Below are 14646 nucleotides of genomic sequence, written 5' to 3' on the forward strand. Positions count from 1 at the left end.
TCGCTAGATGTATAGCGCACAGGCGCTGAAAATCTTACCTTGCTAGTATTGGTCGGGGAAAAAATCAGCAAAAACCCGATTCCTGTCAACTTTTGCTGACAGACTGCTTCATCAGCAAGGGGGGACAGGGTATTATCATAAGCAGAGACTCCGCACCTGCACTATATAAGGTCGATACTGATGCGCTTGGAAGTTTTTTGTGAAGACCGACTCGGTCTCACCAGAGAGTTACTTGATCTCTTGGTTTTACGCAGCATTGATTTACGGGGGATCGAAATTGATCCGATAGGGCGTATTTACCTGAACTTTTCTCAACTGGATTTCAGTGTATTCAGTGCTTTAATGATGGATATTCGACGTATCGAGGGGGTAACAGACGTTCGAACCGTCTCCTTTATGCCATCAGAACGTGAACACCGCGCGCTGCGAGCGTTACTTGAATCGATGCCAGAACCGGTATTCTCCATTGATTTAAGAGGTAATCTTGAGTTAGCGAACCCTGCGGCCCGTGAGCTTTTCTCCCTTCATGAGGAGCGTATTCGCCACAAAACTGCCGGCAGCCTGCTCGGGGGATATAACTTTGCCCGTTGGTTTGAAGGGGGGGAAACCGCGCCTCATACCGAACGGGTGTTGATCAACAATCAGGATTACCTGATGGAGATAACCCCCATCGAGCTTGAAGACGAGCATCAGCAGAACCAAACAGTGGGTGCAGTGGTGATGTTAAAATCCACGGCGCGCATGGGTAAACAGTTACAAATCTTATCAGTTAACGATGATACTGAATTTAAACAGATTGTTGCCACCAGCGTTAAGATGCGCCAAGTGCTTGAGCAAGCCCGTAAATTGGCGATGCTGGATGCCCCCTTGCTATTGGTCGGTGATACCGGTACTGGTAAAGATCTCTTGGCTCACGCCTGTCACTTGCGTAGCCCGCGCGGGAAAATGCCTTTCCTTGGCCTTAATTGTGCTTCAATGCCGGACGATGTGGTAGAAAGCGAGCTATTCGGCTATGCAGCCGGGGCTTACCCGAATGCCATCGAAGGTAAAAAAGGCTTCTTTGAGCAGGCGAATGGTGGCTCGGTGCTACTGGATGAAATCGGCGAAATGTCGCCACGCATGCAAATCAAACTGTTGCGATTCCTAAACGATGGTACCTTCCGCCGTGTCGGGGAAGAACATGAAGTGCATGTCGATGTTCGGGTTATTTGCGCCACGCAAAAGAACCTGGTGGAGTTGGTTCAGCGTGGTGAGTTTCGTGAAGATCTCTATTATCGCCTTAATGTGCTGACTATCACCTTGCCACCATTGCGTGAGCGTCAGGCTGATATCATGCCACTGACCGAATTGTTCGTTGCCCGCTTTTCGGACGAACAAGGCGTGCCACGGCCGAAGTTGGCTCCTGAACTGAGCAGTTTTCTGACTAATTATGGTTGGCCCGGCAATGTACGGCAGTTGAAAAATGCCATTTATCGCGCTCTGACCCAATTGGACGGTTTCGAACTACGGCCCCAGGACATTATCTTGCCGGAGTTCGAAGTTGAAGCCGTACTGGGGGACGAAGTGCTTGATGGTTCGCTTGATGACATCAGCAAACGCTTTGAACGCTCAGTGCTGACCCGTCTTTATCGTAATTATCCCAGTACACGTAAATTGGCCAAGCGCCTTGGCGTCTCGCATACCGCGATTGCCAACAAGTTGCGCGAATATGGTTTAAGCAGTAAGCGGCCAGTCAGTGATAACAGCGAAGAAGAGTAAGCAACAGAGCAATACGTTGCTATAAATGGATTGTATTAAAAACGGATTGTATTAAAAACGGATTGTATTAAAAAACGGCTGTACCCAGATGGGCCAGCCGTTTTGAGTTAATGCTCCGGATTAGTTAAACCCAAGTTAACCAGTTACTTCAATGCTGCCAGGGCGGCATCATAGTTTGGTTCAGTGGTGATTTCGTTAACCAGTTCACTGTAGATAACGTTATCTTGCCCATCCAGAACCACCACAGCACGCGCAGTCAAACCAGCCAATGGGCCTTCGGTAATGGCCACACCATAAGCTTGTTTGAAATCGGCGCCACGCAGCGTTGATAAGGTCGTTACGTTGCTCAGGCCTTCAGCACCGCAAAAGCGTGATTGAGCGAATGGCAGGTCAGAGGAGATACAAAGAACGACAGTGTTCTCAAGTTCGCCAGCCAATTGATTGAATTTACGTACCGATGCCGCACAAACGCCGGTATCAATACTTGGGAAGATATTCAGGACTTTACGTTTGCCAATGAAGCTGCTCAGGGCAACATCAGATAAATCTTTCGCAACCAAAGTAAAGTCTTTTGCTTTATCGCCAGCTTGTGGCAGTTGACCTGCAACAGTCACTGGATTGCCTTGAAAATGTACGGTCTGTGTCATTATTTGATCCCTTTTACAGATGTGTAACACGAAGTTCAGTTTAAGGTAACAATGGCGGCTTGGATATGAGAAATTTGCTAAATAATTGAGATTTCGCTTACGTTAGGTTCTAACGTCTGATACTCAAACCCGAATTTTGCCAAGGAGCCATAATTGAGAACAATGCGTTTCTACCCTGAGGCATGGCCTTTACATTCTGCGTTTGTTATTTCCCGTGGTAGCCGCACCGAAGCCAAAGTGGTGGTCGTCGAGATTGAAGAGGACGGCATCCTGGCTTGCGGCGAATGTACGCCATATCCACATTATGGTGAAAGTGAATCATCGGTCATGGCACAGCTCGCCTTGGTTGTTAATGCCATAGAAGGTGGCATTTCACGGCAGGATTTACAGCCGCTATTATCCGCAGGGGCCGCCAGGAATGCGGTGGATTGTGCACTGTGGCAGTTGGAATGTTTACAGAGCCAGCAAAGTTTGTGGCATATGAGCCAGACAACGGCTATTCCCCATATTTCAATGGCTCAAACAGTCAGTATCGGCACGCCAGAAGCGATGGCGTACAGTGCCAGTGCATTGGCACATCTTGGCGCCAGATTGTTGAAAATAAAACTTGATGACCATCTTATTGCTGAGCGTTTAGTGGCGATCCGCAGTGCTGCGCCAGAAGTGACCTTAATCGTGGATGCCAATGAATCCTGGCAAACCGAAGGGCTGGTTGCCCGTTGCCAGTTACTGGCAGATTTAGGTGTGGCGATGCTGGAACAGCCGCTACCGGCCGGTGAAGATGATAGCTTGCAGAATTTTATTCATCCGTTGCCGATTTGTGCTGACGAAAGCTGCCATACGCGGGCGGATTTAGCCGGACTGGTTGGCCGCTATGACATGGTAAACATTAAACTGGACAAAAGTGGCGGGTTAACCGAAGCGTTATTGCTAGCCGAGCAGGCAAAATCACAGGGATTTGCCATTATGCTCGGTTGCATGTTGTGTACTTCCCGCGCCATACGAGCGGCCTTGCCACTGGCACCGGGCGCGCGGTTTGTTGATCTCGACGGCCCGACATGGTTGGAACAGGACATTGAGGGTGGGTTGCACTTCTCAACAGGGGCGATCGATTTGTCGGTTTAATCCGCCAACGTGAGTAAATCCACCAATGCAGCCAGATAACATTCACTGGCCGCATCGGCGGAAATTGGCGGTAATTCTGCGGTGATACACGGCAAATTGCGATCAGCGCACCAGCTACCAAATGACCCCGGTGTGGCGTAACCGACACTGTTAACGAGCGGTAATGCGAAATTGGCTGCCAACCGAGCCCCTAGCACAGAGCTATCAGGGTCTTCAATGCAGGCCAACGGCTCATGGAATGAGACGACCCAGCGGGGAGCAAGTTGCTCAATCAAGGCGCATAAAGCTTGTGTTTCTGGCTCTGAACCTGCGTGTTCGCCCGTCAATAACCGGACATCACGTGCATCAGCGGCACTGTTCCAGCGATAAACCGTCTCGCCTGGTTGCCAGTTTTTTGCCGGGAAATTGCGATTAAGATCAACACCATTGGCATTAGCACGTAACCCTAATTGGCAACCATCCGGGTTCACTGCTAATACCACATGATGGCGCTGTTGTTCCGGGGCAATAGTGCGTAACGCGCAGGAAAGGGCAACAATGGCCGCACTTTCATCGCCATGGGTGCCGGCGATAATCAACCCGGTGTTCACAGATGACGTGGGGGCAGGGAAGTAAAGCAGCGGTGCCCCCAGCAGCGATTGGCCGTAGTGTTGGCCTAAGGTGAACAAATTTCCTCGTGCTGAACGAGGTCGATATTGAGTCATAATGTTCTCTGTTATCCTGAACATATTTATAATACTTTCAACATAGCATTTAATATTATTTCTTTGAATCAATAAGTTATTTTTGATGCTGATGGCAATGGTTCAGAGAACCATAAAGGCTAACGTCAGTCGCTGATTGTATTGTTGAATGCAGTTTACTTTTGATGTTGCCGTGGTGAGCTATATTTTATCATCGTCAGTATAGGGTTTAATCTGCTAGTTTATATCGACAACGTGTTGAGTTGATGTTGAAGCTTTACTGTTTGATTTACTTTAAATAAATAGATCTAGAAATAATGATGCGTTAAATTTACACACACAGTAACCCCAAGGTCATGGCTGAATATTACCTACATAGAATATGTTGGTACGCGCTGTGAGTAGTTAACGTTATGAGCAGTCAGGGGCTGCTTTCGCTGACATGGACAACAACGATAAGGTTATCGATTATGCGCTATTTCCGTTATGCATTGTGTGCCGCATTAGTGGGCACCGCGTTGGGCGCAGCAAATGCTGCTGATGTTCCTGCGGGTACCGTATTGGCAGAAAAACAAGAAATCGTTCGTCATATTAAAGATGAGCCAGCCTCCCTTGATCCGATGAAAGCCGTGGGGCTCATCGAGGCTCAGGTCGCGCGTGACCTGTTTGAAGGCTTAGTGAATCAGGATGCTCAGGGCCAAATAATTCCCGGAGTGGCATTAAGCTGGCAAACAACAGATAACCAAACCTATATATTTACTTTACGTAAAGACGCTAAATGGTCTAACGGCTCACCGGTCACTGCACAGGACTTTGTTTACAGCTGGCGTCGATTAGTTGACCCTAAAAGTTTATCTCCTTTTGCCTGGTTCGCTGAATTAGCGGGGATGGAGAATGCACAGCAAATTATTTCAGGGAAAATGTCACCCGACACGCTAGGGGTGAGTGCTATTAATAATCACACCTTAAAAGTCAAACTCAGTAAACCAGTACCTTATTTCCCAAGTCTGACAGCAAATTTCAGTTTATTCCCGGTACCCCAGTCTGTTGTTGAACAATATGGTAATGATTGGACCAAAGTCGGTAATCTGGTAGGCAATGGCGCATTTAAATTACAAGATAGAGTCGTCAATGAGAAATTGGTCTTAGTACCGAATGAACATTATTGGGACCATGCGCATACGGTGCTGACCAAAGTAACGTTTATTCCAATTAATCAGGAAGCAAATGCCACTAAACGTTATCGTGCGGGTGATATTGATATTACAGAATCATTCCCGAAAAATTTATATCAGAAGTTGCTAAAAGATATTCCTGACCAGGTTTATACGCCTGATCAGCTAGGAACCTATTATTACGCCTTTAATACGCAACGTGCACCAACCAATGATATTCGCGTACGTAAAGCATTATCTTATGCGATAGATCGTAAAATCATTGCTGAAAAAGTATTAGGTACTGGAGAGAAGCCAGCTTATCACTTTACGCCTGATGTTACTGCTGGCTACCATCCGGTTGCAAATTTATTGCAGCAGCAAGATCAGGATGAATTGAACGCACAAGCCAAAGCATTGCTGCATGCTGCGGGCTATGGCCCTGATAAGCCGTTAACATTATCCCTCTTGTATAATACCTCTGATAATAATCAGAAATTAGCCATTGCCATTGCTTCTATGTGGAAGAAAACATTGGGTGTGGATGTCAAAATGATTAACCAGGAATGGAAGACATATATTGACAGCCGTAACACCGGTAATTTTGATGTGGTTCGTGCGTCATGGGTCGGTGACTATAATGAGCCGTCTACCTTCCTGTCACTGCTGACATCCACACACAGCGGAAATATCGCGAAATTTAATAGTGTAGATTATGATAAGTTACTCAATGAAGCGGGTAAACAGACCAATGCTAAAGCACTGAGTGATGATTATAATAAAGCTGAACAGATTATTGCCGAGCAAGTACCTATCGCACCTATATATCAATTTACCAATGGCCGTTTAATTAAGCCGTGGGTGAAAGGTTATCCAATCACTAACCCTGAGGATGTGGCATACAGTCAGACGATGTATATCATCAAGCACTAAAGCTGGTGTGTTTCTGACAGTTAGGCCGCCAGTATTAATTGGCGGCTTTTTCTATTTTTTTAATTTTCTCTCAGTGGTGATGAGATAATTAAATCTATCTGGTCACTTTATGTTTAGATCATTTTACTACATTTAACATTGCGTTTTCTTAGTGTCAGACGGTTCTGTTATGGCTGCGGCGAGCTATCCTGGTTCATCACCTTTAAAGATCGGGTGGCTAGCGCTACACTGAGCTAATTGCATGATAAATTCCGAAATAGAGGATGTTGTTGTGGATGTAGTCGAAGGGAAAGCACTTCAAGTCTCTGATGCGGTTTATGCCTATCAACTCGATGGTAAAGGGGGGGTGACGTCAATAAGTGTTGATGCGGTCGCCACAGCGGAGCAGCCTTGCTGGTTGCATCTGGATTATACCTATCCGCAAAGTGCAGCCTGGTTGCAAAATACACCCTTACTGCCAGAGGTGGTGCGTGATGGTCTGGCGGGGGAGAGTGTGCGTCCTAAGGTCACCCGGCTGGGTGATGGCACGATGATAACCTTGCGTGGTATTAACTTTAACACCGATGCCCGTCCCGATCAGTTAGTGACGATTAGGGTCTATATCACAGACAAATTGATCGTCTCAACTCGCCATCGTAAGGTTTACTCCATCGATGATGTACTAAATGACCTGCAAAGCGGCACTGGCCCGACAGACAGTGGTAATTGGCTGGTGGAGATTGTCGATGGCCTGACCGACCATACCAGTGAGTTTATCGAAGACTTACACGACAAAATTATCGATCTTGAAGATGATTTACTGGAGCAAAAAATCCCCCAGCGTGGGCAAATGGCATTATTACGCAAGCAGCTAATTGTGTTACGCCGCTATATGGCACCACAACGCGATGTATTTTCTCGATTGGCCAGCGAGCGTTTGCCCTGGATGAATGATGATGATCGGCGTCGAATGCAGGAAATCTCAGAACGGCTGGGCCGTGGATTAGAGGATTTAGATTCAAGCATCGCCCGCACGGCAGTGCTGTCTGATGAAATTAGTTCATTAATGGCTGATGCGATGAACCGGCGGACCTATACCATGTCGCTTTTGGCAATGGTCTTTTTACCGACGACCTTTTTGACCGGTTTGTTTGGGGTCAACCTTGGTGGGATCCCCGGTAATACCGACTCTTTTGGTTTTGCGACTTTTTGCATGATGTTGGTGGCTTTGGTGTTAGGTGTTGCCTGGTGGTTAAAGCGCAGTAAATGGCTCTAATAATGAAGCGGTAGGCGCGTAAAAGAGTGTGCCAGAGATAGGGTTAATCACTGCAAAATTGAGCCACATCAAGATTTGATGGTAATGACTCAGGCATTATCACTGTGCAGGTGAATGCAACGTCAAGCGATGGGCGTTGCGCTCCATATTTGTAATACTTTTATTTTGAATTACTGCATAGCACATAATTGTTACGATGCCGATGTTGTCTCAACATCGGCATTTTTTTTATGCATTTTTAGCAAGATATTTAATTCCTTTCAACCTGCTCAGGGTTGCTGCAATTTCTACTGTTTCATGGATGCATAAACTTACGTATAATAACGCTTTACTTTTTCACTCGGAATTAGTCGCTCTGAACGTTATTAGAGACCTGATAAGTATTTATGAATCAAGAAGATACAAGAAAAGAAACCCTTGAGTTCAATAAACTCCAGAAGCGCATTCGGAGAAATGTCGGCAACGCTATCACCGATTACAACATGATCGAAGATAATGACGTTGTAATGGCATGCATGAGTGGTGGGAAGGACTCGTTTGCAATGTTGGACATCCTGCTCGGCCTACAAAAGGTTGCGCCGATCAAGTTCGATGTTATTGCGGTAAATTTAGACCAAAAACAGCCCGGTTTTCCTGAGCATATTCTGCCTGAGTATCTTGAAAGCCTTAATATCCCTTATTATATTGTGGATAAAGATACTTATTCGGTTGTTAAAGAGAAAATACCTGAAGGTAAAACAACCTGCGGGCTATGTTCTCGTCTACGCAGAGGAACATTGTATTCATTTGCGGAGAAGATTGGCGCTACAAAAATCGCGCTCGGTCACCATATGGATGACATTGTTGAAACGCTATTTTTGAATATTTTCCATGGTGCACGCATGAAAGCGATGCCGCCAAAATTACGTTCTGACGATGGACGTAATATTGTTATCAGGCCGCTGGCATATTGCCGCGAGAAAGACCTGATTAAGTATTCTGAGTATAAAACTTTTCCAATAATTCCATGTAACCTGTGTGGTTCGCAGGAGAATTTGCAACGCCAGGCGATTAAAACCATGCTAGGCGAATGGGATAAAAAAGATCCGGGACGGGTTGAGAGTGTATTTAAGTCAATACAAAACGTAAGCCCAAGCCAGTTAGCTGACCGTAACCTTTTTGATTTCGTCAACCTGCCGTTAGATCGTGACGGGGATAGGGAAGAGTACGCGTTTAGTGAAGCAACGGTTTCTTCTACCAATATCAATAACGCCCTGTATATAGATGTAACCAATCTCTGATTTTATTTATCTATTAAGTTAACGCGGTAATATCACCTTTGACCCATTCTGCTATTCCCCCATTGATTTATGGGGGAATACTCAGTACGAGAAAAACAATAGAATAGGGTGCCCCCAGAATCAAAACCCGCAGTACAACGCCCCGAATGAGGCGTTGTTATCCTGCTGATAAACGATGTTGATACTGAGTGGACTTATCCCTCAGAGGCGGTTTTTTCTGTTTTCCCTGCCAGTAAGCTCAGGAAGTCGTAGCGTTTTTTCAAGTCTTTCTCCGCCGCCGCGTACAACTGTGCCGCCACCTCCGGCTCTTGGGTATTGAGTCGGCGGAAACGTTGCTCATTCAGCAGTGTGGTGGTCAGGTCACTGCTTGGTGGGCGGGAGTCCAATGCCAAGGCCGCTTTGCCTTCGTCAGTGCGGCGTGGGTCAAAGCGGTATAGCGGCCAGAAACCGGTGGCGGTTAATTGCTTCATCTGGTCATGGCTGTAGGCCAAATCATAACCATGCTCCTCACACGGACTGTAAGCGATAATCAGCGATGGGCCAGGATAAGCTTCCGCTTCTTGAATGGCTTTTACCGTCTGATTGAGCTGCGCTCCCAGCGAAATCTGGGCAACATAGACATGGCCATACATCATCATACTGACGCCTAAGTCTTTGCGCGCCTTACGTTTGCCATGCTCACCAAATTTAGTGACCGCCCCGAGCGGGGTCGCTTTAGATTGCTGACCGCCGGTGTTGGAGTAACACTGGGTATCGAGCACCAGCACATTGACGTTTTCTGTTAGGCTCAATACATGGTCAAGTCCACCAAAACCAATGTCATATGCCCAGCCATCGCCACCAATCAACCAGATGGATTTATCGACTAAATAATCCGCATCCGTTGCCAATTGTTGAGCATCATTGCCTGGGATGTCACGCAATAGCTGACGCAATTGAGAGACTTGCTCACGGCGTACTTCTGGCGTGGCATCCTGAAGAATTAACTGATCGACCAGCTCTTGTGGTAACTGTGGTGCCAGTTGGTTGATTAGGCGAGTTACCCGCTGACGATGCTGATCGACGGTGAGGCGGAAGCCCAGACCGAACTCGGCATTATCTTCGAACAGTGAGTTAGCCCATGCCGGACCACGGCCATCGGCGTTGGTGGTATAAGGCGTGGTAGGTAGATTGCCGCCATAGATTGATGAGCAACCGGTGGCGTTGGCAATTAACAGACGATCGCCATATAACTGGGTCAACAGCTTAATATACGGTGTTTCGCCACAACCCGAACAGGCTCCAGAGTATTCAAACAGCGGGGAAATCAATTGTGACGTACGGATATCAATACGTTCCATTTGGGTTTTATCGATTTCCGGCAATTTGAGGAAGAAGTCATAGTGTGTTTTTTCTTCCACCAGGTGCTCCAGCCGTGGTTGCATGTTGATGGCTTTGATTTCAGGATTCTGGCGATCTTTGGCCGGACAGACTTCATAGCACAGGTTACATCCGGTGCAATCTTCCGGCGCAACTTGTAACACATACTTCTGCCCACGCATATCACGGGCTTTGACATCGAGTGACTGCAAGCTGTCAGGTGCACCAGACATAGCCTCTGGCGGTACCACTTTGGCACGGATTGCTGAGTGTGGGCAGGCGGCAACGCAGTGGTTGCACTGGGTACAGAGGTCGGGCTGCCAGATAGGAATATTTTCTGCAATATTGCGTTTTTCCCACTGGGTCGTACCCACCGGCCAGGTTCCATCAGGCGGGAAGGCTGATACTGGCAGTGCGTCCCCCAAACCAGCCAACATGGTTGCGGTAACTGTTTTGACGAAATCAGGTGCTTGATCGGAGACGATCGGTGGCCGCATCGGGCTATTTTCATTAATCGGTTGTAGCGGGATTTCAATCAGTGCATCAAGGGTCGCATCCAGTGCCTGCCAGTTGCGCGTGACAATTTCTGGCCCTTTATTACTGTAGCTAAGATCAATTGCGGCCCGCAACTGCTGTTGCGCCATCGCAGTGGGTAAAATCTGTGTCAGATGGAAGAACGCCATCTGCATCACGGTATTAATACGAGCGCCCAGTTTGCATTCACGGGCAATTTTGGCTGCATTGATCACAAACAGCCGTGCATTGCGCTGGTGCAATACGGCCTGCACTTCTTGTGGTAGGCGAGACCACATTTCGTCTGCACTGAATGGGGTATTAATCAGGAAGATACCACCCGGTTTCAGCCGTTCGGCCATTTGGTAGATATCAATAAACTGCAACTGGTGGCAACCGACAAAATCGGCGTGGCTGACCAAATAGGCGGAATTGATCGGAGTTTCACTGACGCGCAAGTGCGAGACCGTCAGGCCACCCGCTTTTTTCGAGTCATAAACAAAATAACCCTGTGCATACAGTGAGGTACTGTTGCCGATTATCTTGATGTTGTTTTTAGTGGCAGAGACCGAACCATCACTGCCCAGGCCATAGAACAGCGCCTCCAGTGTGGCGCGTTGTTCTATCTTTTCGTCAGTCAATGGCAATGACAGACCAGTAACATCATCAAAAATCCCTACGGTGAAACGTGGACGAGGCAAATCCAATGTCAACTCTTTGAAAATGGCGAGAGCACAATCAGGGCCAAACTCCTTGGAAGACAAACCATAACGACCACCAATCACTTTCGGTAATGTGGCGCGTTCGCCACGGCTATAGGTTTCAGCCAATGCGGTCATCACATCAAGATAGAGTGGCTCGGCCAGTGCACCCGGTTCTTTGGTGCGATCCAACACGGCCACTTTTATTACTGATTGGGGTAAGACACTCAACAGCTGCGCCGCAGAGAAAGGGCGGAATAGACGCACTTTAAGCACGCCGACTTTTTCGCCGCGCGTCAACAAAGTATCGATCACTTCTTCGCAGGTGCCGATAGCGGAACCCATTAAGATAATGACACGCTCCGCCTGTGGGTGGCCGTAATATTCAAATGGTTTATATTCGCGCCCAGTGGCCTCGGCAAAAGCGGCCATGGCATCAGCAACATGCTGATAGGTGTTGTTATACCAAGGGTTGGTCGCTTCACGCGACTGGAAATAGGTATCAGGGTTGGCAGAGGTACCGCGCACAACCGGACTCTCCGGTGACAGCGCTCGGCTGCGGTGGCCATCTATCCCTTTTTGCGGCAATAATTGGCGTAGCGTGTCATCATCGAGTGGCACAATTTTATTGATTTCATGTGAGGTGCGGAAACCATCAAAGAAATGAATAAATGGAATGCGACTATTGAGCGTCGCTACCTGTGAAATCAGGGCGAAATCCTGCGCTTCTTGCACGCTGCTGGCGCACAGCATGGCACAACCGGTCTGGCGCACGGCCATAACATCGGAGTGATCACCAAAGATGGATAAGGCATGAGTCGCAATGGTTCGGGCTGCAACATGCAGTACGAAAGGGGTCAGTTCACCCGCTAACTTATACAACGTGGGGATCATCAACAGCAATCCCTGCGAAGAGGTAAAGGAGGTCGACAGCGCGCCAGTTTGTAGTGCGCCATGCACAGTGGCAATGGCGCCGCCTTCTGACTGCATTTCAACCACGCGGGGAACGTCTCCCCAAATATTGACTTTACCATCACCTGACCATGCATCAGCAAGCTCTGCCATGGTAGAACTGGGTGTAATAGGGTAGATAGCAATAACTTCGCTGGCGCGATAGGCCACAGAAGCTACTGCACTGTTACCGTCAGTAGTAATCATTAATTTATACCTTCACATTGCTTGTCACGCAGAGACCAAAGTAGTAATGGGTGCCTCTGACGGTTAACGAATTATTTGAACTAATACTGAAATTCTAGCAGAGTGCATTTTTGTCAGTTATCGAGTTTGTGTGGCTGGGGGGCTAAATGCTTTCAGTTAAAATGCAGAAAATAAGCCAGTAGCGCAGGCAAAGCTTATATAGATGTTATTCGGATAATAATTATTACAATTAGAAAACTATTTATTGCACTGCTCAGATATCGCTTGGTGAAGCAATACCTATGGGTGCTTTTGTAAAATAATTGTGAAGCTGAATTAGATTTAATGAACATTTAATATGGGACGGGCATAATGTTGACCCAATACTGAAATGAGAAAATGATGATGAGCGGTTTAATGTATTTAATGATGGCAATTGTTGCCGAAGTGGTGGCTACTACGATGCTGAAAGCATCTGATGGGTTTACCCGATTGGTACCCTCAATTGTGGTGGTTATTGGCTACGGCATTGCATTTTGGGGGCTTTCGCAGGTGGTTAAAACCATGCCATTAGGTATCGCTTATGCCATCTGGTCAGGGTTGGGTATTGTTTTGGTGTCGATCGCCGCTACCTTTATGTACCAACAAAAGCTTGATTGGGCAGCCATTGCCGGGATGACGCTAATCATTGCGGGGGTTATGGTGATTAATCTGCTGTCTAAGACACCCATGCATTAATCACGCCTGTAGGATACAGGCGGAACTCATCTATTAGCGCGTTATCGTGGTGGGGCGGGATAACACGCTAATGAGTGATGGTCGGTGTCACTGAAAGGTAGGACAACGTCCTTTTCAACTATTTAATGTCTAATTGATGTATGCCATCAATAGACAATAACGTCTCATAAAACTGATCGAGACTTTTTCTAGGTGACAAAGTCACTTCCATGGTCAGTTCACAATCGGTATCCTTCTCTTCACGTTTTTGTACCACTGACAGGTTAATTGGTCGCAGTCGCAGTTTTTGCAATGCGACCAGAATAAGTGGCACACTTTCGGGTAACAGTTTGATCGAGACATAATGGTGCTGGCCAAGCAGGCGATTACTCAATTGGCGGAAGATCTCCAGTACCACCAGTGTCATTAGCGTGCCATAGATGCCAATTTCATACAGGCCGCTACCAATCACCAGGCCGATAGCCGCTGTTACCCACATACCGGCTGCGGTTGTTAGGCCTTTAACCATCTGCTTTTGAATCATAATCGTCCCGGCTCCCAGGAACCCCATGCCGCTGACAACCTGTGCTGCGACTCGACTAGGGTCAAAACTGACGTGTTCCAGTGTCAGTAAGTCCTCGAAACCGTATTTTGAAACAATCATAAACATGGCACTGCCGATACCAACCAGGATATGAGTACGCAATCCTGCTTCTTTTGACCGCAATTGACGTTCAATACCTATTAACCCACCCAGCAATCCGGCAAGGGCTATTCGTAGCAGTAAATCAGTGATCATAGTTATTCCCGTTTTATCCAAATCGTAGGTAACTGATTCTCTATCTAATTAGTCTCGGTTTGGTTATTTCGCCAAATTTTTAACAGCAAACTACCTTGATAATTCGGCTATTCACCTTGTTACAGGTTAAGTTTAATTATCGAATTTGCGCTTATTTATGTTGTGTTTTAATTATAACAGATATTATATAAGCCAATTAGCGTAGACGAAATTGCATTAAACAATAGATTTATGCCTTTCTCATGCCGGAGCAGAAGAATGAAAGTATTATCAATGTTTGTGGGTGGCGCTGTGTTCTTTTTAGCCGCCTGTAGCAGCAATGACCCAACGGATACAGCTTTAAATAATGTTGATGCCTATGAACCCGTGCAACAAGCCACCAGCGCCAGTGTCCACCATAATATTAATATGGCCAATCCGGCGGCAGTCAATTGTGCCAATGCCGGTGGTGTATTAACCATTGCCAAACAACTCAATGGTGGCAGCGTAGGGATGTGTCAGTTACCCGATGGTAAACGTTGTGAAGAATGGGCGTTAATGCGCGGCGCTTGTCCGGCACGTTGATACCCGCCATCTTTCAAGTCT

At 47.1% G+C, this 14646-nt stretch carries 11 protein-coding genes; 7 read left to right on the top strand and 4 right to left on the bottom strand.

All coding sequences use genetic code 11. The features are described from left to right. The first annotated feature begins 180 nt into the window (after positions 1 to 180). Positions 181 to 1758 (top strand): transcriptional regulator TyrR, encoded by a 1578-nt coding sequence (gene tyrR / locus V2A84_RS07165; RefSeq protein ID WP_083158774.1) that lies wholly within the window; start codon positions 181 to 183, stop codon positions 1756 to 1758. A gap of 143 nt (positions 1759 to 1901) precedes the next feature. Here tyrR and tpx read toward each other — a convergent pair whose 3' ends face one another. Next, positions 1902 to 2405, bottom strand: a complete 504-nt coding sequence (gene tpx, locus V2A84_RS07170) for a thiol peroxidase (protein ID WP_083158775.1) — start codon at positions 2403 to 2405, stop codon at positions 1902 to 1904. A 153-nt stretch (positions 2406 to 2558) separates the two neighbouring features. On the opposite strand from tpx, the gene ycjG reads away from it, so the two are divergent. Beyond that, positions 2559 to 3530, top strand: a complete 972-nt coding sequence (gene ycjG, locus V2A84_RS07175; protein ID WP_083158776.1) for an L-Ala-D/L-Glu epimerase — start codon at positions 2559 to 2561, stop codon at positions 3528 to 3530. Here ycjG and mpaA read toward each other — a convergent pair. After that, entirely contained in the window at positions 3527 to 4234 is a 708-nt protein-coding gene (gene mpaA / locus V2A84_RS07180) for a murein tripeptide amidase MpaA (RefSeq protein WP_083158777.1), read from the bottom strand. The genes ycjG and mpaA overlap by 4 nt on opposite strands. 449 nt (positions 4235 to 4683) lie before the next feature. Between mpaA and V2A84_RS07185 the strand changes: the two genes are divergently transcribed. The 3 genes from V2A84_RS07185 to ttcA all read left to right on the top strand — a co-directional run bounded on the left by V2A84_RS07185 (position 4684) and on the right by ttcA (position 8835). After that, positions 4684 to 6300: a peptide ABC transporter substrate-binding protein gene (locus V2A84_RS07185; RefSeq protein ID WP_083158778.1), complete on the top strand. Its 1617-nt coding sequence runs from the start codon at positions 4684 to 4686 to the stop codon at positions 6298 to 6300. Positions 6301 to 6571: 271 nt separating this feature from the next. Next, positions 6572 to 7555, top strand: coding sequence for a zinc transporter ZntB (gene zntB / locus V2A84_RS07190; RefSeq protein ID WP_083158779.1), 984 nt, complete (start codon positions 6572 to 6574; stop codon positions 7553 to 7555). Between the two features lie 386 nt (positions 7556 to 7941). Further along, complete coding sequence (gene ttcA / locus V2A84_RS07195; RefSeq protein ID WP_083158780.1) at positions 7942 to 8835, top strand: tRNA 2-thiocytidine(32) synthetase TtcA; 894 nt, start codon at positions 7942 to 7944, stop codon at positions 8833 to 8835. A 194-nt stretch (positions 8836 to 9029) separates the two neighbouring features. Here the strand turns inward: ttcA and nifJ are convergent, their stop codons facing one another. Then, entirely contained in the window at positions 9030 to 12566 is a 3537-nt protein-coding gene (nifJ, locus tag V2A84_RS07200) for a pyruvate:ferredoxin (flavodoxin) oxidoreductase (RefSeq protein ID WP_442848668.1), read from the bottom strand. A 384-nt stretch (positions 12567 to 12950) separates the two neighbouring features. Between nifJ and V2A84_RS07205 the strand changes: the two genes are divergently transcribed. Further along, positions 12951 to 13283: a DMT family transporter gene (locus V2A84_RS07205; protein WP_442849118.1), complete on the top strand. Its 333-nt coding sequence runs from the start codon at positions 12951 to 12953 to the stop codon at positions 13281 to 13283. Positions 13284 to 13401: 118 nt separating this feature from the next. Here V2A84_RS07205 and V2A84_RS07210 read toward each other — a convergent pair whose 3' ends face one another. Then, on the bottom strand, positions 13402 to 14061 hold the full coding sequence (locus V2A84_RS07210; protein ID WP_083158782.1) for an MgtC/SapB family protein: 660 nt from the start codon (positions 14059 to 14061) through the stop codon (positions 13402 to 13404). A gap of 258 nt (positions 14062 to 14319) precedes the next feature. Between V2A84_RS07210 and V2A84_RS07215 the strand changes: the two genes are divergently transcribed. After that, positions 14320 to 14625 carry a putative hemolysin gene (locus V2A84_RS07215; RefSeq protein ID WP_083158783.1) on the top strand — a complete coding sequence of 102 codons (306 nt, stop codon included), beginning with the start codon at positions 14320 to 14322 and terminating at the stop codon, positions 14623 to 14625. The last annotated feature ends 21 nt before the right edge of the window (positions 14626 to 14646 follow it).

The organism is Yersinia sp. 2553 StPb PI, from assembly GCF_052217105.1.
GTDB classification, from domain to species: Bacteria; Pseudomonadota; Gammaproteobacteria; order Enterobacterales; family Enterobacteriaceae; genus Yersinia; species Yersinia enterocolitica_E.

Coding starts and splice junctions, on each gene's coding strand:
- tyrR (WP_083158774.1), top strand. CDS start 181: ATGCGCTTGGAAGTTTTTTGTGAAGACCGACTCGGTCTCACCAGAGAG.
- tpx (WP_083158775.1), bottom strand. CDS start 2,405: ATGACACAGACCGTACATTTTCAAGGCAATCCAGTGACTGTTGCAGGT.
- mpaA (WP_083158777.1), bottom strand. CDS start 4,234: ATGACTCAATATCGACCTCGTTCAGCACGAGGAAATTTGTTCACCTTA.
- V2A84_RS07185 (WP_083158778.1), top strand. CDS start 4,684: ATGCGCTATTTCCGTTATGCATTGTGTGCCGCATTAGTGGGCACCGCG.
- ttcA (WP_083158780.1), top strand. CDS start 7,942: ATGAATCAAGAAGATACAAGAAAAGAAACCCTTGAGTTCAATAAACTC.
- nifJ (WP_442848668.1), bottom strand. CDS start 12,566: ATGATTACTACTGACGGTAACAGTGCAGTAGCTTCTGTGGCCTATCGC.
- V2A84_RS07205 (WP_442849118.1), top strand. CDS start 12,951: ATGAGCGGTTTAATGTATTTAATGATGGCAATTGTTGCCGAAGTGGTG.
- V2A84_RS07210 (WP_083158782.1), bottom strand. CDS start 14,061: ATGATCACTGATTTACTGCTACGAATAGCCCTTGCCGGATTGCTGGGT.
- V2A84_RS07215 (WP_083158783.1), top strand. CDS start 14,320: ATGAAAGTATTATCAATGTTTGTGGGTGGCGCTGTGTTCTTTTTAGCC.